A 23262-nucleotide genomic window follows, 5' to 3' on the forward strand; every position below is an offset into this window, starting at 1 on the left:
AATCTGCTGTTTTGGTAAAAGATTTTGTAATGTTCTTTTTGTAAAAACCCTCGAAAGAATACTGCCTCAGCCATACAGACGCAAAAGACATATTGTTGTAATGAGAAAAATGTAGGTGATAGTTAAGGATGACATATAAATCTTTATAAAAAACTATTTTTAATATATAGTTATTTTTTAGCAATATAGAATGGAACGATTTTATGAAAGATATAGAATATTGGGAACAAAATTTTAAAAGCTGTAAATATTCAGATAAATTAATCGAAAGGCTTTTATTTTTAAATACCCAAGTAAAACAACCTATCGATATTAGAGAAGTTAAAAAAGGTATTTATTATGCTCGTAAATATCATGGTGAGCAAATGCGTCAATCAGGTGATCCTTATTATTCTCATCCAATCGCAGTAACAATTATGGTAGCAGAATTTTTAGCAAAAGAAGTGCCTAAACTCTTTACTTTTAGAATGCTACAAGCTGCATTGCTTCATGACACTATTGAAGATACTGAACTTACTGAAGAAATGATTAGCAATGTTTTTGATGAAGAAGTAGCAAGGCATGTAGCAGGTCTAACCAGAATTAAACCTTGGGGGAAAATAAGTAGCGAGAAAAGTCTTATTTTATTAATTAAACAAAAAAGATATGATACTGCTCTTATAAAACTTTTTGATAGAATACATAATTTACAAACTTTGGAAGCAAAATCGCCTGAAAAAGCTCATAAAATAATTAAAGAGACATTAAAAAGCTTTTTAGTGTTAAGTGAAATACTTGAAATACCTTCAGTTTCAGAGCTTATATATGCTGAATGTTATAAAAATAATTTAAAATTTAATATAAATTCTACTTTTAATAAAATTATAAATTTTGATTCGTTTCCATTTTCTCAAAATAAGTTACTCCCATAAAAAAAGTTATACCTACCGGAATGAAAATTAAAAATAATCCCCAATATCCTAGATAATTGGTAATATAAACTAAACCAAATGACGTTATAATATAAGTAAATAATTTTGCTATTGCACTTAGCATACTAGTATATGTAAATCTCTTAAAAACCGGAAAATATTTATAAAATATAGGAGCTGCCGGTACGTGATCAAATACGAATAATGCAGCTAAACATTGAAAAATAAAAATATATAAAGGAGTAGGGTTGTAATTTAACATTATAGGAAAAAAAATGAGAGAGGTAAAAAATAGATATAATTTTACCTTTAGGATTTTTAAAGGATGGATTTTATAGCTAATAAATGCCAGACCGATAATACCGAGTAAATCTATTATAGATACCCAAAAATTTTGATTTATAATTTGATTTGGAGTAAATCCGCATTCTCTTTTTAATATATCACCGCAATATATATATACGAAATAAAAACACGGTGGTCTAGCACACTGGATAAAGAAATACCAAATAGAAGTGGTGTTTGGAACTTTTTGATCTAGAATATCTTTGTCAATTTCTTCAAGCATAATATTATTTTCTTGAAGTCTTAGTTTTAATTTGTTTCTTTTATTTGAAAATGCATCTGCTTCTTTTAAACTAGTCCTTGCAATAGTACCTACAAAAGCGATAGTTGCACCAACGAAAAAGGCTATACGCCAACTTGATTCATGGTGATAAATATTTTGATTAGTAAAAATTGATGCAATACCTAGTGCTACCGTAGTGCCTACGGCAGAAAATACGGTTATAATTGTTACTAATGGATATTGTATAGGAGGAGATGAATTTTCGGTTAAGTACAGCTCTGCACCTCGTGCTTCTGCAGTTGCTGACATACCTTGAATTATACGACATATAGTAAGAACCCAAGAGGCTGTTATACCTATCTGTGCATATGTTGGCATGCTGCCTATAATCACACAAGTAATAGCCATTAATAGGGTAGTTAAAACAACTACAATCTTACGTCCAAAATGATCGCCTATATACCCAAATATTAATGCTCCTATAGGTCTTAGCAAATAGGTAGAACAGAAAGACAAGGCAGTAAGCAATGAAAAAGTGAAAGGATCATATTCCGGAAAAAATAAATTATTTAAAAGCACCGCCATATGCACATAAAGCATAAGGTCAAAATATTCTAGAAATGTACCTATAGAAAGTAATCCGACTGCTTGTTTTTGTTCTGTATTTAAACTTCTTTGTTCTTTTTCGTAGCCTAACATAACCTTTATATATTAATTAGATTACAAAATAAGCTATACTGCTTTTGATTCAAAGTCAATAAAGGATTAAGAATTTTTAATAAAAATTGTTAAAATATTTAGGTTATGTAAAGTTATCTAACTTAAAATTTTCAAATTATCTATTTTTCTCTGAAAGCTTTAAATGCAGTATCAGTAACGGGATCAAGTAAATATCTCAGTAGTGTTCTAGTACCTGTGACGATTTGTACCTCAGCTTGCATACCGGGGTGTAATTCAAGATTTTTAACTTTAGCAACTTTGTTAAATTCATCCATATCGATTTCAACTCTTGCAACATAATAATTATCTTGCTGTTGTCCCGGATACTGTCTTTCATCTTGTACGATATCGGGAGATATGCTTACTACTTTACCGGTAAATGTTGGAGTTGTTCTTGATTTAAATGCACTGAAACGTATTTTTGCAACTAATCCCTCATGTACTGAGTCAATGTTTTTTTGAGATACCTTTACTTCTATTATTAATGGGTCATTAGTTGGCGAAATTTCCATAATAGGTTGTCCGTGACTTATAACACCGCCTATTGTATGATATTTTAAATTATTAACTATACCGTCAACAGGTGATCTGATTATCACACGATTAAGCGAATCCGTCAGCGCATTATATTTTTCTTTAAGAGATGCGGTTTGTACTTGAGCTTCACGAAGCTCGGTTAAAGTCCGTTCAGTGTATTTATTTTGTTGATTTATAATTTTAATTTGAGTTTCGGTAATAGCATGGCGTATTCCTGCTATTTCGGCTTCAGTTGTTGCAACATCGCTTTTTGAAGCGGCAACTTTTGCCTCTTGGTCTAATAAGGCTGCTTTTTGTACAAAGCCTTTTTCTTTTAACGTTCTTAAAGCTTTTAAACGGTCTTGATAAACTTCAGCAGTTTTGGAGGCGGCAACTTTTTTTGCTTCTAAACCTTCAATTTTTTTCTCAAGTTGAGCAATATTTTGATGTAATGCATCTTTCTCTGAGTTATATACTTCTTTTCTAGACCTAAATAAATTTTCCTGCGTATGAATTATTTTAGCTACTTCCGGTAAATTGATATCCTGCATTAGAAAATCAGAGAATTCGATTTGTTCTAAATTATCACGTTCGGCAATTAAACGATTTTCAGTTGCTAAAAAATTACGGTACTGACCAAGAATATTTTCATGTTCGCTTTTTATTCTAGTTTCTTCAAGCTCTATTAATTTATCGCCTTCTTTGACTTTATCACCTTGCTTTACATAAATAGCATTGATTATTCCGCCTTCATGATGTTGAATCGTTTTTTTATTTGTGCTTGGCATTACGATACCGACAGCTACAGCACCACTATCAAGCGGAGCAAGAGCCGACCATAATCCGCCTATTAATACTAAAAAGATCATAACATAAATACCGAAAAGTATAGGTGACCTTGCAGCTTGGGCTACGTTATTACGATCTTTATCGGTTTTCTTAGTAATAAAATTAACAAACCTATCAAGTTTTACTAATAAGAATTCTATAGCATGAGAGGTTTTCTTTAATATAGTATTTATTAAAGCTTTACGTTTAGAACTTTGACCTTTACGGTTTAACGCATTTTCTCTTAAGGACAATAATTGTTTTAATTGTTCCGGAGTAATTTGAGGTTTATTGTGTTTTAAGTCCTGCATAATATTTAATCATTATTATATTTAGCAGCATTGTTTATATTTTGCGTCATCGAGGACATAACGTAGTAATTGACGAAACAATCTCGATAGAATTCATGAGCTTGCCACGCTCACTAACATTCGCTTGCAATGATGATTTAGAAGCCACGCAACAATGCTAATCAAGTCACGATATGACACTTTAGTTATTAATATGAATTGTACCGCTTGTTAAAGTTTTAAAGTGTTTTTGAATCTCTTCTCCCGTTCCGTAAACTGCAACGGCTCCATCCTGTAATATTAGAATTTTATCAACAACGGATAATACGGATGGTCTATGTGAAATTACAAGAACTGCTATTCCTTTAAGTTTTGCTTGTTGTAAGGCAGTTGCAAGGGCAACTTCACCTGCCTCATCTAAATTAGCATTAGGCTCATCTAAAATGATGAGTTTTGGATTACCGTAAAAAGCTCTAGCAAGCCCGATACGCTGTCTTTGACCACCTGATAGATTAGAGCCTGCAGGACCGATATCAGAATCATAACCGTCAGGGAACCTTAATATCATTTCATGAGCTCCGGCTATTTTAGCTGCTTCAATAACTTTTTGCGGATCGGCATCTTCTTCCATTCTAGCTATATTTTGTTTAATACTACCGCTAAAAAGTTCTATTCCTTGAGGAAGATAGCCGACATGTTTACCGAAATCTTCTCTATTCCAACGATAAATTTCAGCGCTATCTAAACGTACGGAACCTGATGATTCTTTCCAGACCCCGACTATGATTTTAGCTAAAGTTGATTTCCCTGTAGCCGAAGGACCGATAATTGCTAAAACTTCGCCCGGTTGTACTGCAAAACTAACGCCTTTTAAGATATATTTTGCTACGGGAGGTTGCGGTAAATGTTTCGGTATAGGGTGAGCATAATAAATATTTTCAACAGTAAGATGACCATCGACGTGCGGAATTGGCATCGTTTCGTCTCTAGAAGAATAAGTGTTAAATAAATTATTAATGTTTTTATATGATTTAATAGCACCGCTCATACTTTTCCATAAATCAATAGCATTATCGAAAGGAGCAAGAGCTCTACCGACTATGATAGAACTCATAATCATATTACCGGGAGTCATATCTGTACTGTGAGATTTTACAACAATGTAAGCACCAACTCCAGTAACAGCCATTTGCATTATATTACGGATAAACCTTGAAAAGTTAGAAATAACACCGTTACGATAGCTAGCAACCGATTGCTTATCAAGTGCTAATATGTTAAATTTATGCCAATTTTTTGTAACATTCTTCATCATTCCCATTGCTTCAATTGTTTCTGCATTTCTGTTTGCAATATCGGCTTGTGTCATACCTTTTATCGAAAATTCGGTAGCTTCACCGAGTGTTTTATTAGTAGCTGCGGCGTTAAAGAAAGCGGTTGAAACTATTATAACTGCACCAAAAATGGTAATAAGACCGATATATGGATGAATTGAAAAAATAACCGCAATATAGATAAGGCTCCAAGGAGCATCGAATAAAGTATTAATTCCGGTACTTGTTAGGAATGTTTTGACGGTTTGAAAATCACGTAATAATTGGCTAGAACCCATATTTGTTCGTGTCGCAGCTGCAGAAATTGAAGAAGCAAAAATTACGGGAGCTACTGTTTTATCAAGCCATTCTCCTACCTTTATAAGTGTAAAAGAACGAGCAATTTGTAATAATCCGTAAACAAAATAAATATATGCGATTATTATTGATAAAAATAATAATGTTTGTAGATTACCGCTTCCAAGGACTCTATCAAGAACTTGTAGTGAGTAAAGAGGAGTAATTAACATTAGTAAGTTAATTACAAAAGCAAACCAAAAGACTATCCAAAAAACTGTTCTACATTTGCCTAATGCTATTGCTAGCGGATTTTTTTTATTTAGATTATTATTTTTATTATCCATATTAGTTATATTATAAATAATTATTAATTAATTCTTCAGCAATTTGAACACTGTTTAAAGCTGCTCCTTTACGTAAGTTATCACATGTGATCCATAGATTTATCGTATTATCTCTACTTACGTCATTTCTAATTCGGGAGACATATACGGCATCTTCGCCTGCCACTTCAACGGGTGAGATATACGCAAGGTAATTATTATTGGAAATTGTAACAATTCCATCGGCATCTTGTAATATTTCTTCGACTTCTTTGGCATCAATTTTGTCGTTAAATTCTATGTTAACCGATATAGAATGACCGATAAATACCGGGACTCTAACAGAAGTAACGCTAGCTTTAAAGTGATTACCTATAATTTTGTTTAGTTCAGAAGCAATTTTTGCTTCTTCACTTGTATAGCCATCTTTATTTAAATCACCTATATGAGGAAAAAGATTAAATGCAATCTGTTTTGGAAATGTCTTAGGATCATTCTCTCCAAAAACATATTTAGATTTTGTTTGGTCGTAGAGTTCGTCCATTCCTGCTTTACCTGCTCCTGATACTGATTGATAAGTAGATATCACTACTCTTTTAATCTTTATTTCATTATCTAGCGGTTTTAATGCTACTGCAAGCGGAATGACGATACAGTTAGGGTTAGCTATGATATTTTTAGTATTAAACTCTTTAAGTGTTGATAAATTAACCTCAGGTACAATTAATGGCACTTGATTATCAACTCTAAAAAGTGATGATTTGTCGATAACTACACAATTACTAGCAGTAGCTTTTGGTATAAATTCTTTTGAAACTTCTGAACCTGCACAAAAAAAAGCAATATCGATATCGTCAAAATGTAAACTTTTTAAACTATTAATTTGTAGTATTTTTTCTCCAAAGCTTACTTCCCGTCCTAGAGAGCTATCTGAAGCTATAGCATAAACTTTATTAATGGGGAAATTACGTTCAGCTAGAATATTTAGAGTTTCATGCCCTACATTTCCTGTAGCTCCGATTACTGCAATATTGTATTTTTTAGTCATTATTTATTAATCCGATGAGTTTTTCACCTCCGATAATATGGAAATGGAAATGAAAAATAGTTTGTCCCGATTTCTCGCCTTTATTAGTTATTAAACGATAACCGTCTTTATCTAAACCTGCTTCATTTGCTATATCAGAAAGTTTAGCAAAAAAATGTTTTATTTCGTCTATAGAAGCTTTAGAGATGAAATCGGCATAATCTATATATTCGTTTTTAGGTATAACGATAATATGTACAGGTGCTACGGGTGCTATATCTTTGAATGCTAAAATTTGTTCGTCTTCATAAATTATTTCTGCCGGAAGATTTTTACCTATGATTTTTGCAAAAACATTTTCTTTATTATACATCATTTATTCCTGTTAAAAGCTTTATTGTATGGCTTGATTTTCCGTCATTGTAAGTAAAAATGTAAGTTTTGACGAAGCAATTTAGTAAGAAATGCTAATTTTAGCATTTCTTTAATTTTTTTTCTGGATTGCCGTGCAGTCTACGACTGCTCGCAATGACGATTTAATATTTATGAAACCACGTTTCTGTTAAACCAGCATACTACGTTTTAGAAATTTTAATTCAGCTTCAATTCTAGAGTTGGCAATTATTATATCTTCTAGTCGGTAATTATTTCTTTTTAAATAATTTTCTCTAATATCTGAAGCAAAACAGCCGAAGCCTAATATTAAGACTATCTTAAATATAAACTTTAACTCTTCGATATTAATTGCCGTAACGATTATATTCGCTATTACGGCAATAGCAACAACTAACCACATTTTATGGTATAATGCCCAAAATATACTTAAAAGAGCCGCTATCCATGAAAAGCCTTCTTCAATGACAATAAAATTATTATTTTTTTGTGTGGAGTTAATGTATATTGCGTATATATTCATTATTTAAGTTTAAGCCTTGAAAATTCAAGGGACAATAATTAATTAAATTGCATTAGTCAAGATATACGCGTTTAATTTGGAAAATTGGCTACGTCGTTTTGGTAAGTCCTCGAATGCTCACGTATTAATATACGCTCCACTTCCTCGGCTTACAGACTCCTTGCTCTTTTCCAAATTAAACTTCGTCTATTCGTCTACTTAACAGTAATTCTAATAGTACTTAATTAACAACTTAATATCAATAAATTTTATATTATGTCAGATAATTTAGCCTTACATGGCACAACAATACTTTGTTTAAAAAAGAACGAAGAAATAATTATAGCAGCAGATGGACAAGTCTCGCATGGTAATACCGTACTAAAATCTACGGCACGAAAACTTCGGACTATAGCAAATAATAAAATTATTGCCGGTTTTGCAGGTTCTACGGCTGACGGTCTTGCGTTATTTGAAAAACTTGCAGTAAAGATAGAGCAACATAAGCATAATTTACTTAGAAGTGTAGTTGAGCTTGCAAAAGATTGGCGTAGCGATAAATATTTGAGACGTTTGGAAGCAATGATGATTGTTGCTGATCGTAGTCATATATTAATTTTAACCGGTAACGGTGATGTCGTAGAGCCTGAAAATAATGTTGCAGCAATAGGTTCAGGCGGTTTATTTGCACTATCTGCCGCTCGCGCTCTAATGTCTTACGAGAATAATTTAACTGCTGAAGAAATTGCTTTAAAAGCTATGAATATAGCTGCAGATTTGTGTGTATTTTCTAATCATAATATTATAATGGAAAAAGTTGTATGAAAGCTACTAAAACTACTTATAAAAAAGACCCTATGGGGCTTACCCCTTCTCAAATAGTGAATGAACTTAATAGATTTATCGTAGGTCAAGAAAAGGCCAAAAAAGCCGTTGCTATTGCACTTAGAAATCGTTGTCGTCGTAAAAGAGTAGAAGGTAATTTACGTAATGAAATAGTACCGAAAAATATTTTAATGATTGGTTCAACCGGTGTCGGGAAAACGGAAATAGCAAGACGCCTTGCAAAGCTGACTAATTCTCCTTTCTATAAAATTGAAGCAACTAAATTTACCGAAGTCGGATATGTAGGGCGTGATGTAGAATCAATAATTCGTGATTTAGTCGAAATAGCTGTTAATACTGAAAAAACTTTAGCAAAAACGAAAGTAGATATTCATGCCCGTGAAAAAGCGATAGAGAGAATATTAGATAGTTTAGTAGGTAAAACTTCTAGTAGTGAGACTAGAGAAAAGTTCAAAGAAAAAATTTTAAATGGTGAACTTGATGATACGGAAATTGAAATTAGCGTAGCTGATACTACACCTGTTGGTGGTGGAAGTTTTGAAATACCGGGTATGCCGGGAGCATCTATGGGCGTTCTTAATCTTGGTGATATGATTGGACGAGCCCTTGGCAGCAGTAAGACTAAAACAAAAAAAATGCTAGTTAAAGATGCTATGGCTATTATTATACCTGAAGAATCAGAAAAATTAATAGACCAAGAAAAAATTATTCAGCAAGCTATAAATTTAGCTGAAAATGACGGTATAGTTTTTATTGACGAAATTGATAAAATAGCTTCAACTGGTAGTTCCGGAGCAAAAAATGCCGAAATAAGTAGAGAGGGAGTGCAAAGAGATTTGCTACCTTTGATAGAGGGCACGACGGTTAATACTAAATATGGACCGGTTAAAACCGATCATATATTATTTATTGCTTCCGGTGCTTTCCATATTGCTAAACCTTCTGATTTATTACCTGAGTTACAAGGAAGGTTACCGATTAGAGTAGAATTAAATTCGCTTACCAAAGATGATATGATTAAAATATTGCTTGAGCCTGAAACTAGTTTAATAAAACAATATTCGGCGTTAATAGGTACTGAAGACGTACGTCTTGAATTTGCTGCTTCTGCTATTGAGAAGATAGCGGATTATGCGATCACCGTTAATTTAGAAGTCGAAGATATAGGGGCTAGAAGGCTGCATACTATACTTGAGAATTTGCTTGAGGATATAAGCTTTGAAGCTAGCGAAATGAAAGGTAAAAACATAACTATCGATGATAAATTCGTAGAAAATCAATTATCAAAAATAATAACTAATCTTGACTTAGCTAAGTTTGTTCTATAGTATGTTTTGTTCGATCAACGGCTGAGATAAAATTGTTATGTTCCATCATTGCGAGGAAAAACTATAAGTTTTGACGAAGCAATCTCAGGAGTTTGTTATTATTTCATGAGATTGCCACGCAGTCTATGTCTGCTTGCAATGACGATTTAGTAGTATCCATGCAATAACATCTACAACCTAGCAACATAGCATTTTAAGAAAAATTTCATGATAATGTGCATATAGCAAGTCTAACGTGTTAAAGCAGCGTTATCTTCTATAGGGTTTGCACTACCTACTAAAAAGATTTTAATAAATTTAGCTCCGGCAGATTTAGTAAAAGAAGGAAGCCACTTCGATCTTGTGATTGCTTGTGCGATACTTACCTTACCGCAATGAATATTTTACCTGAACTTGAAATTGCGGAATATTTGATAATAGGAGAGCTATCATTAGACGGTTCAATCTTACCGGTAAGTGGAGCTTTACCTGCAGCGATTGGAGCTTCTGTTAGAGGTAAAGGGTCTTATTTGTTCAAGTAAAAACAGCTCGGAAGTTGCTTGGTTGGGTAATGATAATATACTTGTTGCAGGTAATTTAATTGAACTAGCAAATCATTTTAAAGGTTTACAAGTTTTAACTCCTCCGGAAGCTAAGCTACAAGATGAGCCGATAAATTATCCTGATTTTAAAGATATAAAAGGTCAAAAAATTGCTAAACGAGCTTTAGAAATTGCAGCATCAGGTGGCATAACCTTTTAATGTTCGGTCCTCCTGGAACCGGTAAATCAAGACTTGTTGCCTGTCTTCCCAGTATACTACCTCAAATGTCTACAAAGCAGAACTCCACATTATTCATGCTCACTGGCCGCTATGGTCGGTGGTCGGTGGTAGTGTCGAAAAAAAAGTAAAGCATAGGGAAATTACGCTAGCTCATAACAGAGTATTATTTTTTTTTAGATGAACTACCTGAATTTCCACAGCATGTTATTGATGTATGAAGACAGCCTATTGAAAACGGTGAAATACTAATCTCACGATCAAATGCTCATATAGAATATCCGGCAAATTTCCAGTTAATAGCAGCTATGAATCCCTGTAAATGCGGTTATTGAGGTGATTCTTATAAAGAATGTATGAAAGCTCCAAAATGTGCTAGCGACTATCAAATGAAAGTATCGGGACCTATTATGGATAGATTTGATTTGCATATAGAAGTATCTAGTATTAATGTTTATAATTATGACTTGATTGTAGATAACTCTGAGGAAGAATCTGAATATATAGCTGCAAGCGTCGAGAAAGTACGTTTAATTCAAGAAAAGAGATATGAGGGCTATAATATTAAAACAAATAACAGATTAGATGGGCAGTTGTTAATAGATTATACTATGCCTGCGGATGAAAGATTTACTGAATGAAGTGGTTATCAATGTGTGCTTATAACCGAATACTTAGAGTAGCACGCACGATTGCCGATCTTGAGAATGTTGATAAGGTTTTGAAAGTGCATATTGTGGAAGTTTTGAGTTACCGTTAAATGGAATTTAATAATATGTATACGAAGATCAACTTCAAAAATGCTAAGTCGTCCTACAAGAGCTTCGGTACTCACGTATTAAGACGCTGCGTTCCTCGCCTTGTGGCCTCCTTGCTCTTTGTGAAGTTGATCTTCGTATACTGTCTTCATTTTTTGCAATATATTTAAGGATAAAAGATATGAGTACTATAATAAGTTTTGATTACGCTATAAAATATTTATTAAAAGATAAAGGGGATTATGAAATAGTCGAGGGATTTATTTCGGCTATTCTTAAAGATGCTGGTTTATAGTTCTGTTAAAATAAAAGCCCTACTAGATAAGTGGCAGTAATAAAGAAAATGATAGCTTAAAATCTAGTGTAGCAGATGTCATTGTGGAAGATGAAGAAGGGCATAAATCTATAGTAGAAATAGATAAATCATATACAAATCTTGTTATGCATAAAGCTTGTTTTAATTCTAGTAGATTAATAGTTGATAGTATTTCTAAGAGCGAGGATTATTCTACTATAAAAAAATATTTCATATTAATTTATTGTATTTTCCTTTTGATAATATGAAAGTACCTTTATATCACAGTAAGACTATTTTTAGAGAAGTTGATAAGAGCACCCTATGAAATTTTCTTTGGAAGATATGAGAGGTAAAATATTTGATTTATATATTTCCAGAATATGTTGTAATATCAGTACCATTATTTAATGATGTTATAAGAGATGAATTGGATGAATGGCTATATGTAGTAAAACATTCTGAAGTTAAGAAAGATTTTAAATCACCATATATGAAGAAAGTAGCAAAACGTTTTGATATACTTAAGATGACTCCTAAAGAGCAAATAATTTATCGTGCCTATATGAATAAAAGCTATGAAAGAGCGTGATTATATAGTTTCTGCTGAAGAAAAAGGTAGAGAACAAGGTATGGCAAAGAATAGAGGAGGGAAGGAAAGGTAAACAAGGAGGTATACAAGAAGGCGAAGTTACAAAAAGTATAAAAATAGCAAAAAAGATGTTAATGAACAAAAACTCGATAGAAGAAATACATGAGATTACTGAAGTATCTATAAAAGAAATAGAGCGATTACAAACAGAAATTGAGAACCTTAAAAAATAACTATCTTTAATGACAAAAATTTACTTTATAGCTGGTGAGGTGTCAGGAGACTTTGTAGGTAGTCGTATAATTCAGCGTTTAAAAAACAATACAGGAGTACAACTAAATTCACCTGTATCAAGCTTTATGAATGATGCTGTACAGTTTGTTGGTGTTGGCGGCAAATATATGGAGGAAGCCGGTAGCTTTAAAAGCTTATTTCCTATTACTTCCATAAATTTAATGGGTTTTGTAGAAATTTTGCCTCATATTTTTAAGCTTAAAAAATTAATTGATAAAACTGTGGAGGATATAATAAATAGTAAAGCTGATTTATTAATTACTATAGATTCACCAGGGTTTACTTATCGTGTGGCAAAGCGAGTAAGGACACTTTTACCAAAGCTGAAAATGATTCATATCGTTGCACCGTCAGTTTGGGCATATAAAGAGGGTAGGGCAGTAAAATACGCTAAAATTTATGATTGTTTATTTGCTTTACTACCGTTTGAACCTCCATATTTTACTAAAGTCGGTCTTGATTGTAGATATATAGGTCATCCGATTATGGAGCAAGAGTTTTATAGTGATAAAATAGCTTTACGTGAAGAGTTTAAAATAGATGAGAATGAGAGAGTTTTGTGTGTTACTCTTGGTAGTAGAAAGGGTGAGATTCTCAGGCATTTATCGGTTTTTGTTTCTTCTATTGAAGAAATATTCAAGAGTTGTAATAATCTTAAAGTTATATTTACTCTTGCAAATCCTGCTCATGAGGCAATAATAAAACCGTTTCTAGAAGATGTTAAGTTTAATTATTTATTTTCAAGTGAGAGACTTAAAACTTATGCTGTTGCGGATGTAGCTTTAGCAAAATCCGGTACTAATACTTTAGAGATAGCAGCTTCCGGTACTCCTATGATTGTGGCTTATAAAGTTAATCTTATAAGCTTTTTTATTATCAGGCTATTGATAAAAATAAAATATGTGACGTTGATAAATATTATAGCCGATAAAGAAATAATTCCGGAATTTATCCAATTTAATTGCCGAGCTAATCTTATTAGTAATAAGCTGCAAGAGTTATTATTTAATTCTAAGAAAGCTTATGAGCAGGTAATAGAAAGCCAAAAAATTTTGCAGCAATTAGGATTTAAATCAAACCGGTTACAGCTAAATTCAGAAAGTTTTAGACACGATGAATTTAAAGGCAAGTTAGCTAGGCGTACAAAAGTACGTGAACACAGGCTTAGCTTGGAAAATTCGCTTGTATCAGGTGATCGAGATGACGCTGTACCTTCTTATATAGCTGCAGACATTATTAAACAGGAGTTCTTAGAACCTAAAATAAAGTTGTTAAAAGAGAAAGATTAGTACTTGAAACCGGTGGTCCACAACATTTTCTGAATTATAATAAACATTAATATTAATATAATAATAAAATATATTTCCATATTTTTTCTTATAGTATTAATTTGTTTCATTAAAATTTTTAAATCATTGGAAATTTTTTTGTATTCCTCATTGTTATCAGAACGCATTGTTGTCAAGAAACCGGATAAGTTTCCTAACTTATTTTGTAAAGCTTTTAACCTTTCAGTATGTTCTTTGTGTTTTAGATCGGTATTGTGATCTTGTATCATAATATATAATGCCCATTATAAGATCATTATTAACGCCGGTATAGTAATATGAACTAAGATTTATATTTTTTGTTTGTAATAAAAATTTTAACTTATTCATTTTATAGAAGTATACTATTGTGATAGTAAATTGGTTTGCGTTATTAATTTGTTGCTTGTTAGTCATCTAATTTTAATTACCAAATATTAAAACTATTGATTTAGCAAAAACTATATAATTTTAATTTAGCAAAAAGTTAGTTTTACTATATGTTATTGCAAATGTCAATAAAAAAACCATATTTCGTGGTAAAATTTTTCTAAACCTTATAAAAATAATAGTTATTATGGTAAACAACCTATTAAAAACTAAACTTTTTTTAGTTATAGTATCTCTAACTATATTTATTACTTTGCTAAATTTTAGTATATGTTATATTTTGGTACCGGGTAATCTTACTCAAAATAAAACGATAATTATTGAACCTAAATTATCCGTAAATCAAATAGTTACAAAACTTTATTCTAATGAAGTAATCAAATATCCAAGAATTTTTAAGGTAATTGCTAAAATTTATTCTATAAAAAGACCTCTTAAAAGTGGTGAATATGTGTTTACTCGTAATATATCGCCTTTGCAAACTTTAAGAATATTAGCAAGCGGTAAATCTATAATACACAAGATAATTGTCCCGGAAGGTACGGTAGTTAGTGAGGTTATAAAGAAAATTAATGAAGAAAGTCGATTACTTGGAGAAATAAAAGGGATAATACCTGAAGGTTTTTTAATGCCTTCCACGTATTTTTTTTCTTACGGTGATCAAAAAGAGCAGATAATTGATCACATGAGAAATTTAATGTCTGCTAATTTAGATAAAGTAATGCAAAGTCTTGCACCGGATTCTCCATTAAAAACTAGACTTGAGGTATTAACGTTAGCTTCAATAATTGAAAAAGAAGCCGGCTCAAATGCAGAAAAGCCTATTATAGCAGCAGTATTCATTAATCGTTTAAAGAAAAATATGAAGCTACAAGCCGATTCGACTACTATATATGCTTTGACTGAAGGAAAATTTAAATTAGCAAGAGCTTTAACAAAAAAAGATTTATTGCAAAAACTACCCTATAATACTTATTATATAAAAGGTTTACCACCCGGTCCGATTTCTTGTCCGTCGTTAAAATCTTTGGAAGCAGTGGTAAAATCTGCTAAAACGGATGCATTATTTTTTGTAGTTGATGGTAAAGGCGGGCATAATTTTTCTAACAATCTTAATGATCATAATAGATTTGTTGAAACTTATCGAAAAAGTTTGATTAAAGCACCTGAGCCGGCAATTGATCCTGAAAAACCATCTACTCGATGAACTTCAAAAATTGGCTACGTCGTCTTATAAGAGCTGTGGTGCTCATGTATTAAGTATACGCTCCGCTCCTTGCCTTATAGACTCCTTGCTCTTTTTGAAGTTGATTCGCGTATATTTTTATCTACTTAAGGGATGTTATCATGAATAATAGTGAATTTAGTAAAATAGCCGAGACAACAATTGCATATATAGCAGAAAAGATAGAAGAGCAGGATAAAGAAGCAAGTATAGATGTAGATTTACAAGGCGATATATTAAACCTTGATACTGATAAAGGGGTATATGTAATAAATAAACAAAGTGCCGCCAAAGAAATTTGGTTGTCGTCGCCGGTTAGCGGTCCTTATCATTTTTTTTATGAACAAGGCGAATGGACAAATAGAGCAGGGCTTGAATTAATGGCTATTTTAACTGAAGAACTTAATATTAAATTTGATATTCGCCCCACTTGAAAAATTAGCAACAATGTCTTTGTAAGACCTCGGATGCTGAACGTTTAATATACGTTCCGCTCCTCGGCTTACAGACCGATTACTCTTTTCCAAGTTAAACTTCGTATCACTACTCTTCATTTTACTTCGGAGTATATATGAAAGATTTTGAAACGGCCGATAGTACCGAAAAAGTTTATGATTTAATAATAAAAAATGCTCCTACTCGTGCATCTATATTCATTGATGTTGACGATACGCTTATAACTCCTAAATCAAAAACTTTTAAGAAGCCGTCTTATAATCAAATAATTGATAGAATTAAGGAAAATAAAAGTAGTTATGACAATTATGAGGAAATTATCAGTAATTGGCTTTTGCAGCGAAAAGTAATATTAATTGATGAAGAGTGGGTAGAAGTTATAAACAAGCTCAAGGAAAAGTTCCCGGTTTATGGTCTTACACAAATGAATACGGGAGCATTCAGCAATATTCTTTCTATATAAGATGGCGATATAAAGAACTAAAAGAGCTGGGTATCGAATTTTCAGATAATGAAAAATTAGCAATTTATAATGCAGGATAAAAGGATGATGCTATTTTTTATAAAGGTATATTTATAACCGGTAATCACTCAAAAAGTGGTACTTTATCAAAATTTTCTGAAGAGCTAAATGCTAGTTTTATTGTATTTGTTGATGATCGTGCGAAGCATATTGAAGATGTAGGAGATTATTGTAAAAAGAATAAAATAGGTTTTTTAGACATTTTATTTGACGGGCTTAAAAATTTAACAGGTGAACCTGAGCCTACACTTGCCGAATGTTAAGAATCATATTTAATAGAAAACGCTAAATGGCTTGAAGACATAGAAGCTTATGGGATAATGGTCAGGAAGTAATAATTAAATAGAATACATGCCTACATAGATATCGTCATTGCGAGCAGCCATATAGGCGGTGTGGCAATCCATAAAAAATAATAAAATCAGAATTTTTAACTAGATTGCTTCGTCAATTACTTACGTAATTTTCTCGCAATACTCAATATCCACGCAACAATGCCACGCAGGAATGGTATCAAGAGTCGCACAATACTAACACTCTAAATAATCCCTAAAATCCATGAGTTTTAAAAATGTACTTTCTAAAAAATTTTTTGATAATATTCATAATTCTAATTTCAAATCTAGTATCCGCAAATACTTATAGGCAGATAAAATAACACCTTTGTCTAATACGTCTGTTTCAGCTATCAAAGTTGAGACGGAAATAATCGGCAATATGAGTGGTGAGGTTGTTTTAGATTTCCTCTATACATGGGCAAATGCCTACATATTACAAGCAAATCAAAAATGTTAAGCTAGAATATCCTATTGGAAAATTACAGTTTAGACATCAAGATTCGAATGAAGCTATTTTAATACGGGAAAAATCAATATTATTCGTTTAAGCTACGAAATATATCAAAAAACTGGTAATCATTGTGATATCCACGAAGCAATAATTAGACAAAATTTAATTCATTCACCGGGTTATGGGCTTTTTGCTACTCCCGGTGATCTAAATGGAAATGATATAGTAGCGTTTAACATTGAATGGAATAATATTCCTGATATCTGGGAAACAATATCAGATTATGGTTTTGGTAAAAGCGTGAAATTTAAAGCTATGCCGATTGAATTATATAGTGCAGTTTATGCAGCGGGTGATTTACGTGTTTACAAAATGGTCGATCAAAAAATCCTGTATATCTTTCGTTACATGGTCAATTTGATCTTAAAGATGAAGAAATAGCTTCTTGTATAAATAAAATTATCAAGGGACAAAGAATATTTTTCCATGATAATGATTTTCCTTATTATCTAATAAGCTTAATCGAGGGGAATCAACCTAGACATATGGGCGGAACGGGCTTTAACTCATAGTTTTACTGCATTTATTCCTCAAGGTTTGGACAAACAGGATTATATAACGTTACTTGCTCATGAACATCTACATAATTGGACAGAAAATACGTAATAACTTAGAACGATTAAATTATTGGTGGAGTGAGGGATTTACCGATGATTATAGCAGGGTTTTAGCCTTGCGTTCTAGTGTTATAACGCTTGAGGAATTTGTAGAAGAAATTTAATAAATTCTTTGAGAATTATTATTTATCACCTGTTATAAATGAACCTAATAATTTAATCGAAACAGATTATTGGCAAGATTATGCAGTACAAAGATTGCCATATTATCGTGGATTTGTTTTGGCACTTTTATTTGGACAATTTCATTAAAGAGAATAATAAGAGTAAATCGCTGGATAATGTTATGCTTGATTTATTTAAAACCTCAAAAGAACAAGAATTTTCAAGCGATTATTTTAAAAAAATAGTTAAAAATTATGTTCCAAAGGGCATAGATAAAGAGATAAATGAATATATAGAACAAGGTAAAACTATAGATTTAGATAATGTTGCTAAAGTGCTGCCGATCGAGAAAATAACAATGTGGGCATATATATGATCGTGGTTTTGATAGAGATGCTTTAATAAATAATTATACAATAAAAAATTTTGACAAAAATAGTAACGCTTATAAATCTGGACTTAGAAATGGGGACATAGTTAATGGGGACATAGTTATAAAATATGATTTTCCTAAATGGGGCTCTCCTGATCAGATAGTTACAATCAACACAATTAAAGGCGAGTTTCAATTTAGACCTGCAAGTGCTAATAAAAAAGATATATACAGGTTCAAGCCTACTTTGTCTGAAAAAGATAAGCTAAAAATCAAAAAGTTTTTTACAGCTAAACCTTCTTTTTATCTTAAAGTATCATTCATTTTTTAATTATTTATTAATAATATCCATTGACACAATATTGACACAATCCAACATTTAAGTTATAATTGAGTCACGATTTAATTATGCTACCAAAGCTGCGACAGATTTCACAATGTATGTTACCTTAGCAACGGAACATGCTATTAATGTGATAGAAAACGGTGCAAAAACTGTATGTTCCGTTCAGGGTTTTGTTTTTGATGTGAACAATTCTAATTATTCTGTTGTATCTACATTTGCTCAAGCAACCGTAGCAAGTCTTGAATTTTTGCTTATTACAATCCTCCGGTGCTTATCGGTACTTTTACCTTAAGAGCAATTTTAATTTCGCCGTCCGATTCTATCGAATGTGTAAAAAATACAGTAAAAGCAGGACTAACTGCAGGATATGTAGCTTATGAAACTGTGGGAAGGTTTAGGTAGCAGGAACAGCAGGTATAGTTTCTCTTATTGCCGATAATATTTAAGGTGATACCACAGAGCTTGCCGGTGCTATTAATACTAACATGATAGAGTATTATAGTTAAAATATTGTCATACTCAATCATCATTGCGAGGAGTTGCATGGCTTCTATGTCATTCCCGCGAAAGGGGGCATCTAGTAAAACATATAAAAACTTGTTTTTATATGTTTATTTTACCAAATATACAATTTTTGTACCAATAAGATTATTTTTACTGGATCCCCGCTTTCGCGGGAATGACATAGCGAGTCACGCACTAGTTAAACGCTTTATTATCTCTTCTCTATCAATCAAAGGTAAAACGCCTGCGATTTCCGGGCCTGATTCTCTGGCGGTTAAAGCAAGGCGAAGAGGTAAAAATAACTCCTTACCTTTCCTGCCTGTTATATTTGTTATTGCTTTAGTCCAAATGCTCCAGCTATCTTTAGTGATTTCACCTTTTGGTAATAATTCTGCTGCTTGCTTTAAATATTCCTTATCTAAATTTAGATTTTCTACATTCGGAGTTTGATGGCAAATTTCCCACCAATCTTTTACATCATGTAATTTTTGCAAGTTAGGGCTTACCGATAACCAAAAATTTTCATCAATATACTCGGCATCTATTTCTTTAAGGCGTTCTTTTACTGTATCAAAATCTAAACTTATAAGTAATTTATGATTTAATCTTTCTAAATCTTTCGGTTGATAGATAGTTGGACTTTTAGAGAAACTACTTATCTCAAATTGATTTACTAGCTTCTCCATTGATTTATAAGGCAAGATTTGTGCTGATGAACCAAGTAAACTAAAAAAGCTAGCGATTGTCATAGCTTCGATCCCGACTTCTTTTCTAAGAGTTGCGATCTCAAATCCTCCAACTCTTTTAGAAATTTTCTCATCTTTATTGATTATTAAACTTAAATGCCCAAAAGTCGGAGGAGTATTATTTAAAGCCTCAAACATTTGAATTTGAATGGCGGTATTGCTAACGTGATCTTCACCCCTAATAATATGAGTAATATCATAATCAATATCGTCAATAACTGAGCATAACATATAGGTCATACTACCGTCTGCTCTTATCACTATTGGGTCGCTTAAAGCCTTGCCGTCATATTTAACTTCACCTTTGATCATATCATGCCAGCTAATCGGTTCATGATTTACCAAAAATCTATAATGTGGTTTTCTTCCTTGTTCTATATATTTCTTTGCTTGCTCTTCAGTTAGATTTAAGCTAGCTCGATCATAAATCGGTGGTAAACCTTTAGATAATTGAAATTTACGCTTTAATGCTAGCTCTTCAGGAGTCTCATAGCAGGCATATAATCTTTTTTTGTCTAGTAATAGATTTTTGATTGTATCATATCTACTTAAACGACTTAATTGATTAAATGTCTGATCCCAATTAATTTTTAAAAATTTTAGATCTTCCTCGATAGCGTCTTTATATTCCTGTTTACTACGCTCTAAATCTGTATCGTCAAATCTTAAAATAAACTGTCCGTTATGCTTCTTTGCATATAGCCAGTTAAGCAATGCTACCCTGATATTCCCGACATGTAACATACCGGTCGGTGACGGAGCAAATCGTGTTATAACTTTTGTCATAAATAAGTAATTTTATTAATTGTCATCCCGTGGCTTGACCACGGGATCTTGTATCACAAGCCTGTGTCCTGAGATCCCGTGGTCAAGTCACGGGGTGACACTAAACCATTTACGCCTGTTTCTTTTCTAATTTCGCTTTATTCTCTTCAATCAGCTTCATCGCATCATCTAAGCTTAAATTTAGAAAATCATATTTTTTTTGCACCGCAATAAATTTCCCCATATATTTTATGTAAGGACCGAATTTATTGTATCCTATCATAATTTCCTCGTCGCTATCTTTATGAATACCTATTTTTAGCGGTAAGCTTAGAAGCTTTAATGCTATATCAAGTGTAATATCATTTTGGTTCAAGCTAGCAGGCACGGGGCTACGTTTCGGCTTTACTTTGCCTTCTTGTTCGCCAAGTTGAATATAAGGTCCGTAAGGTCCTTTTTTCAGATATATTTCTACTCCGTCTTTATCCGTACCTAAAACTTTATTCTCATTAAGCATAGCGGTAGGCTCGCCTTCATTCTCGTTATTATCGTGACCGCTCACAATAGATTTTCTAAAAGTACATTCAGGGTAATTACTACATGCTAAAAACGCTCCGAACTTACCAAGCTTTAAGCTAAGCTCGCCCGTGTTACATGAAGGACAAACTTTAGATTTTTTATTCTCACCGAACAGGTGATAATCAAGGGCTTTCTGTACATAGCTAATAATCTCGGTTATTTTCTGATCGTTTACTGATTCAATATTATGGTTAAAACCGCTCCAAAAATTATTTAAAGCAGCTTTCCATTCAAGTTTGCCAGCTGCTATTTCGTCTAATTCGTTTTCAAGTTCTGCAGTAAAATCATATTCAACGTATTTTTTGAAGAAACCGACTAAAAATACCGTTACCAAACGTCCAAGCTCTTCAGGTATAAATCGTTTTTTCTCAAGAGCAACATATTTTCGATCTTGTAAAACCGATAAAATACTAGTATAGGTCGAAGGACGACCGATCCCAAGCTCTTCAAGTTTTTTCACTAAACTTGCTTCTGAATATCTTGGAGGCGGTTCGGTAAAATGTTGATTTGGAATAACTTCTTTAGTTTTAAGCGGCTCTTGTTCTTTTAAAGGTGGCAGCATTTTATTTTCTTCTTCAGCTTCATCGTCCACACTTTCACGATAAACCTTATAAAATCCGTCAAAGGCTATAGTCGATCCGTGTGCTTTTGCCAAATATTCTTTATTTTCCGAAGCTAAATTTGCAACTACCAAATCCATTATAACATTTTCCATTTGGCAGGCTATAGTTCTGTTCCAAATCAACTCATAAAGCTTATAATAATCCTTTTCTAGCTTTTCTTTTAAGCTATCAGGAGTATAAGTAATATTTGTGGGTCTTATTGCTTCATGAGCTTCTTGAGCATTTTTTACTTTGGATTTATAAATTCTAGGGTTAGTTGGTAAATATTTATCGCCGTAACTTTTATCGATTAACTTACGTATATCTGCTATTGCATCATTTGATAATGTAACGCCGTCGGTTCTCATATACGTAATAAGCCCTATAGTTTCCTTACCTATATCAACACCCTCATAAAGTTTTTGTGCTATTTGCATAGTCTTTTTAGCACTAAAACCTAATTTTCTTGCTGCTTCTTGTTGTAGTGATGAAGTAATAAAAGGAGGTTGTGGTTGACGTTTTTGTTGTTTTTTTTCTATCTTATCAACATGAAATTTTTGAGATTTTAATTTTTTGGTTAAATCTTTGGCGTTTTTTTCGTTAATAATTGAGAATTTTTCTAACTTCTGATTGTTTACGTGAGTCAATTTAGCAGTAAATAGTTCATTATTACTATTTTGCATTTTAAGGCTAATATCCCAATATTCTTCTGACTTAAAACGCTCTATTTCATCTTCTCGCTCACATATTAATCGCAGAGCCACGGACTGCACACGTCCTGCTGATTTACATCCCGGTAACTTACGCCATAAAAGAGGTGAAAGGGTAAAGCCGACTAAATAGTCTAAAGCTCTTCTTGCTTGTTGGGCATTTACTAAGTTAGTGTCAAGTTTCCTAGGGTTTTCAACGGCATGAATAATTGCTTTTTTAGTGATTTCGTTAAATGCTACCCTTTTGAAAAAATCATCGGATTTAACTTGATTCTTTTCTTTTATTACCTCTGCAACATGCCATGAGATAGATTCACCCTCACGATCAGGATCGGTTGCAAGATATACTGCATCAGCTTTTTTAGCATCTTTAACTATGGCATCTACATATTTACCGGCTTTATCGGAAATATCATATTTCATTGCAAAATTTTCATCAGGTAACACTGAGCCTTTTTTAGAAGGTAAATCTCTAATATGACCGAATGATGCAATGACCTTAAACTCATTACCTAAATATTTATTTATCGTTTTTGCCTTTGCCGGCGATTCTACTATTACTAATTTCATCTACTTATTATAAACTAATGATATTTTATTAC

24 protein-coding genes and 5 pseudogenes are annotated in these 23262 nt (G+C 32.5%); 19 read left to right on the top strand and 10 right to left on the bottom strand.

The annotated features are described in order from the left end of the window. Positions 1–203: 203 nt before the first annotated feature. Positions 204–911: an HD domain-containing protein gene (locus ACPKKV_RS03550; RefSeq protein WP_392506216.1), complete on the top strand. Its 708-nt coding sequence runs from the start codon at positions 204–206 to the stop codon at positions 909–911. Here the strand turns inward: ACPKKV_RS03550 and ACPKKV_RS03555 are convergent. The 7 genes and pseudogenes from ACPKKV_RS03555 to ACPKKV_RS03585 form a co-directional block, all read right to left on the bottom strand. Then, positions 862–2178 (bottom strand): MFS transporter, encoded by a 1317-nt coding sequence (locus tag ACPKKV_RS03555; protein ID WP_424492203.1) that lies wholly within the window; start codon positions 2176–2178, stop codon positions 862–864. The genes ACPKKV_RS03550 and ACPKKV_RS03555 overlap by 50 nt on opposite strands. Before the next feature lie 140 nt (positions 2179–2318). Beyond that, positions 2319–3854, bottom strand: a complete 1536-nt coding sequence (locus tag ACPKKV_RS03560) for an HlyD family type I secretion periplasmic adaptor subunit (RefSeq protein WP_392506218.1) — start codon at positions 3852–3854, stop codon at positions 2319–2321. Between the two features lie 181 nt (positions 3855–4035). Continuing rightward, a complete protein-coding gene (locus ACPKKV_RS03565; protein ID WP_392506219.1) occupies positions 4036–5790 on the bottom strand; it encodes a type I secretion system permease/ATPase in 1755 nt (584 codons plus the stop codon). A gap of 10 nt (positions 5791–5800) precedes the next feature. Continuing rightward, the gene (gene asd, locus ACPKKV_RS03570; RefSeq protein ID WP_392506220.1) at positions 5801–6817 is read right to left on the bottom strand and encodes an aspartate-semialdehyde dehydrogenase; all 1017 of its coding nucleotides are present in this window, start codon (positions 6815–6817) and stop codon (positions 5801–5803) included. Beyond that, a complete protein-coding gene (locus ACPKKV_RS03575) occupies positions 6810–7169 on the bottom strand; it encodes an HIT domain-containing protein (protein ID WP_012150637.1) in 360 nt (119 codons plus the stop codon). Before ACPKKV_RS03575 ends, asd begins: the two co-directional genes overlap by 8 nt. Positions 7170–7358: 189 nt before the next feature. Continuing rightward, positions 7359–7712: a DUF2628 domain-containing protein gene (locus ACPKKV_RS03580; protein WP_392506221.1), complete on the bottom strand. Its 354-nt coding sequence runs from the start codon at positions 7710–7712 to the stop codon at positions 7359–7361. Between the two features lie 71 nt (positions 7713–7783). Next, positions 7784–7886 (bottom strand): annotated as a pseudogene (locus tag ACPKKV_RS03585) (palindromic element RPE5 domain-containing protein). 81 nt (positions 7887–7967) lie between these two features. On the opposite strand from ACPKKV_RS03585, the gene hslV reads away from it, so the two are divergent. The 11 genes and pseudogenes from hslV (at position 7968) to lpxB (ending at position 13852) form a co-directional block, all read left to right on the top strand. Further along, positions 7968–8516: an ATP-dependent protease subunit HslV gene (gene hslV, locus ACPKKV_RS03590; protein ID WP_392506222.1), complete on the top strand. Its 549-nt coding sequence runs from the start codon at positions 7968–7970 to the stop codon at positions 8514–8516. Next, positions 8513–9865 (top strand): ATP-dependent protease ATPase subunit HslU, encoded by a 1353-nt coding sequence (gene hslU / locus ACPKKV_RS03595; protein WP_392506223.1) that lies wholly within the window; start codon positions 8513–8515, stop codon positions 9863–9865. Before hslV ends, hslU begins: the two co-directional genes overlap by 4 nt. A 291-nt stretch (positions 9866–10156) precedes the next feature. After that, positions 10157–10243, top strand: coding sequence for a magnesium chelatase domain-containing protein (locus tag ACPKKV_RS03600; RefSeq protein WP_392506938.1), 87 nt, complete (start codon positions 10157–10159; stop codon positions 10241–10243). After that, positions 10240–10386 carry a magnesium chelatase domain-containing protein gene (locus ACPKKV_RS03605; protein WP_392506224.1) on the top strand — a complete coding sequence of 49 codons (147 nt, stop codon included), beginning with the start codon at positions 10240–10242 and terminating at the stop codon, positions 10384–10386. The genes ACPKKV_RS03600 and ACPKKV_RS03605 overlap by 4 nt, the downstream gene beginning before the upstream one ends. Positions 10387–10408: 22 nt before the next feature. After that, the gene (locus tag ACPKKV_RS03610; protein WP_392506225.1) at positions 10409–10606 is read left to right on the top strand and encodes a hypothetical protein; all 198 of its coding nucleotides are present in this window, start codon (positions 10409–10411) and stop codon (positions 10604–10606) included. Continuing rightward, positions 10606–10755 (top strand): ATP-binding protein, encoded by a 150-nt coding sequence (locus ACPKKV_RS03615; protein ID WP_392506226.1) that lies wholly within the window; start codon positions 10606–10608, stop codon positions 10753–10755. The genes ACPKKV_RS03610 and ACPKKV_RS03615 overlap by 1 nt, the downstream gene beginning before the upstream one ends. 141 nt (positions 10756–10896) lie before the next feature. Further along, positions 10897–11265: pseudogene (locus tag ACPKKV_RS03620) on the top strand (ATP-binding protein). Beyond that, positions 11262–11384, top strand: coding sequence for a magnesium chelatase subunit ChlI family protein (locus ACPKKV_RS03625; protein ID WP_392506227.1), 123 nt, complete (start codon positions 11262–11264; stop codon positions 11382–11384). Before ACPKKV_RS03620 ends, ACPKKV_RS03625 begins: the two are co-directional and overlap by 4 nt. Before the next feature lie 376 nt (positions 11385–11760). Next, the gene (locus tag ACPKKV_RS03630) at positions 11761–11946 is read left to right on the top strand and encodes a hypothetical protein (protein ID WP_392506228.1); all 186 of its coding nucleotides are present in this window, start codon (positions 11761–11763) and stop codon (positions 11944–11946) included. After that, positions 11922–12502: pseudogene (locus ACPKKV_RS03635) on the top strand (hypothetical protein). The gene ACPKKV_RS03630 and the pseudogene ACPKKV_RS03635 overlap by 25 nt, the downstream one beginning before the upstream one ends. A gap of 9 nt (positions 12503–12511) precedes the next feature. After that, complete coding sequence (lpxB, locus tag ACPKKV_RS03640; protein ID WP_392506229.1) at positions 12512–13852, top strand: lipid-A-disaccharide synthase; 1341 nt, start codon at positions 12512–12514, stop codon at positions 13850–13852. Here the strand turns inward: lpxB and ACPKKV_RS03645 are convergent. Then, positions 13849–14121: a hypothetical protein gene (locus tag ACPKKV_RS03645; RefSeq protein WP_392506230.1), complete on the bottom strand. Its 273-nt coding sequence runs from the start codon at positions 14119–14121 to the stop codon at positions 13849–13851. The two genes, lpxB and ACPKKV_RS03645, sit on opposite strands and share 4 nt — an antisense overlap. Before the next feature lie 326 nt (positions 14122–14447). Between ACPKKV_RS03645 and mltG the strand changes: the two genes are divergently transcribed. The 7 genes and pseudogenes from mltG to ACPKKV_RS03680 all read left to right on the top strand — a co-directional run. Beyond that, positions 14448–15467 (top strand): endolytic transglycosylase MltG, encoded by a 1020-nt coding sequence (mltG, locus tag ACPKKV_RS03650; protein WP_392506231.1) that lies wholly within the window; start codon positions 14448–14450, stop codon positions 15465–15467. Positions 15468–15607: 140 nt separating this feature from the next. Beyond that, entirely contained in the window at positions 15608–15919 is a 312-nt protein-coding gene (cyaY, locus tag ACPKKV_RS03655; RefSeq protein ID WP_392506232.1) for an iron donor protein CyaY, read from the top strand. 137 nt (positions 15920–16056) lie between these two features. After that, positions 16057–16799 (top strand): annotated as a pseudogene (locus tag ACPKKV_RS03660) (DUF2608 domain-containing protein). 328 nt (positions 16800–17127) lie between these two features. Then, a complete protein-coding gene (locus tag ACPKKV_RS03665; protein ID WP_424492204.1) occupies positions 17128–17259 on the top strand; it encodes a hypothetical protein in 132 nt (43 codons plus the stop codon). Between the two features lie 625 nt (positions 17260–17884). Next, positions 17885–18034: a hypothetical protein gene (locus ACPKKV_RS03670; RefSeq protein WP_392506234.1), complete on the top strand. Its 150-nt coding sequence runs from the start codon at positions 17885–17887 to the stop codon at positions 18032–18034. Between the two features lie 131 nt (positions 18035–18165). Next, positions 18166–18411 (top strand): hypothetical protein, encoded by a 246-nt coding sequence (locus ACPKKV_RS03675; RefSeq protein ID WP_392506236.1) that lies wholly within the window; start codon positions 18166–18168, stop codon positions 18409–18411. A 470-nt stretch (positions 18412–18881) separates the two neighbouring features. Further along, positions 18882–19072: pseudogene (locus ACPKKV_RS03680) on the top strand (hypothetical protein); the annotation flags it as partial. Positions 19073–19446: 374 nt separating this feature from the next. On the opposite strand, the gene gltX reads toward ACPKKV_RS03680, so the two are convergent. Beyond that, positions 19447–20790 carry a glutamate--tRNA ligase gene (gene gltX / locus ACPKKV_RS03685; protein ID WP_392506238.1) on the bottom strand — a complete coding sequence of 448 codons (1344 nt, stop codon included), beginning with the start codon at positions 20788–20790 and terminating at the stop codon, positions 19447–19449. 109 nt (positions 20791–20899) lie between these two features. After that, positions 20900–23230, bottom strand: coding sequence for a type I DNA topoisomerase (topA, locus tag ACPKKV_RS03690; protein ID WP_392506239.1), 2331 nt, complete (start codon positions 23228–23230; stop codon positions 20900–20902). Positions 23231–23262: the final 32 nt, after the last annotated feature.

Source organism: Rickettsia finnyi, assembly GCF_049668125.1.
In the GTDB taxonomy this organism is placed as follows: Bacteria; Pseudomonadota; Alphaproteobacteria; order Rickettsiales; family Rickettsiaceae; genus Rickettsia; species Rickettsia kotlanii.

Bases quoted from the DNA above. Each gene is read 5' to 3' on its own strand.
- ACPKKV_RS03550 (WP_392506216.1), top strand. From the start codon at position 204: ATGAAAGATATAGAATATTGGGAACAAAATTTTAAAAGCTGTAAATAT.
- hslV (WP_392506222.1), top strand. From the start codon at position 7,968: ATGTCAGATAATTTAGCCTTACATGGCACAACAATACTTTGTTTAAAA.
- ACPKKV_RS03615 (WP_392506226.1), top strand. From the start codon at position 10,606: ATGTTCGGTCCTCCTGGAACCGGTAAATCAAGACTTGTTGCCTGTCTT.
- ACPKKV_RS03670 (WP_392506234.1), top strand. From the start codon at position 17,885: ATGAACATCTACATAATTGGACAGAAAATACGTAATAACTTAGAACGA.
- topA (WP_392506239.1), bottom strand. From the start codon at position 23,230: ATGAAATTAGTAATAGTAGAATCGCCGGCAAAGGCAAAAACGATAAAT.
- mltG (WP_392506231.1), top strand. From the start codon at position 14,448: ATGGTAAACAACCTATTAAAAACTAAACTTTTTTTAGTTATAGTATCT.
- cyaY (WP_392506232.1), top strand. From the start codon at position 15,608: ATGAATAATAGTGAATTTAGTAAAATAGCCGAGACAACAATTGCATAT.
- gltX (WP_392506238.1), bottom strand. From the start codon at position 20,790: ATGACAAAAGTTATAACACGATTTGCTCCGTCACCGACCGGTATGTTA.
- ACPKKV_RS03605 (WP_392506224.1), top strand. From the start codon at position 10,240: ATGAATATTTTACCTGAACTTGAAATTGCGGAATATTTGATAATAGGA.
- ACPKKV_RS03560 (WP_392506218.1), bottom strand. From the start codon at position 3,854: ATGCAGGACTTAAAACACAATAAACCTCAAATTACTCCGGAACAATTA.
- asd (WP_392506220.1), bottom strand. From the start codon at position 6,817: ATGACTAAAAAATACAATATTGCAGTAATCGGAGCTACAGGAAATGTA.
- ACPKKV_RS03575 (WP_012150637.1), bottom strand. From the start codon at position 7,169: ATGTATAATAAAGAAAATGTTTTTGCAAAAATCATAGGTAAAAATCTT.
- ACPKKV_RS03645 (WP_392506230.1), bottom strand. From the start codon at position 14,121: ATGATACAAGATCACAATACCGATCTAAAACACAAAGAACATACTGAA.
- ACPKKV_RS03625 (WP_392506227.1), top strand. From the start codon at position 11,262: ATGAAGTGGTTATCAATGTGTGCTTATAACCGAATACTTAGAGTAGCA.
- lpxB (WP_392506229.1), top strand. From the start codon at position 12,512: ATGACAAAAATTTACTTTATAGCTGGTGAGGTGTCAGGAGACTTTGTA.
- ACPKKV_RS03555 (WP_424492203.1), bottom strand. From the start codon at position 2,178: ATGTTAGGCTACGAAAAAGAACAAAGAAGTTTAAATACAGAACAAAAA.
- hslU (WP_392506223.1), top strand. From the start codon at position 8,513: ATGAAAGCTACTAAAACTACTTATAAAAAAGACCCTATGGGGCTTACC.
- ACPKKV_RS03580 (WP_392506221.1), bottom strand. From the start codon at position 7,712: ATGAATATATACGCAATATACATTAACTCCACACAAAAAAATAATAAT.
- ACPKKV_RS03565 (WP_392506219.1), bottom strand. From the start codon at position 5,790: ATGGATAATAAAAATAATAATCTAAATAAAAAAAATCCGCTAGCAATA.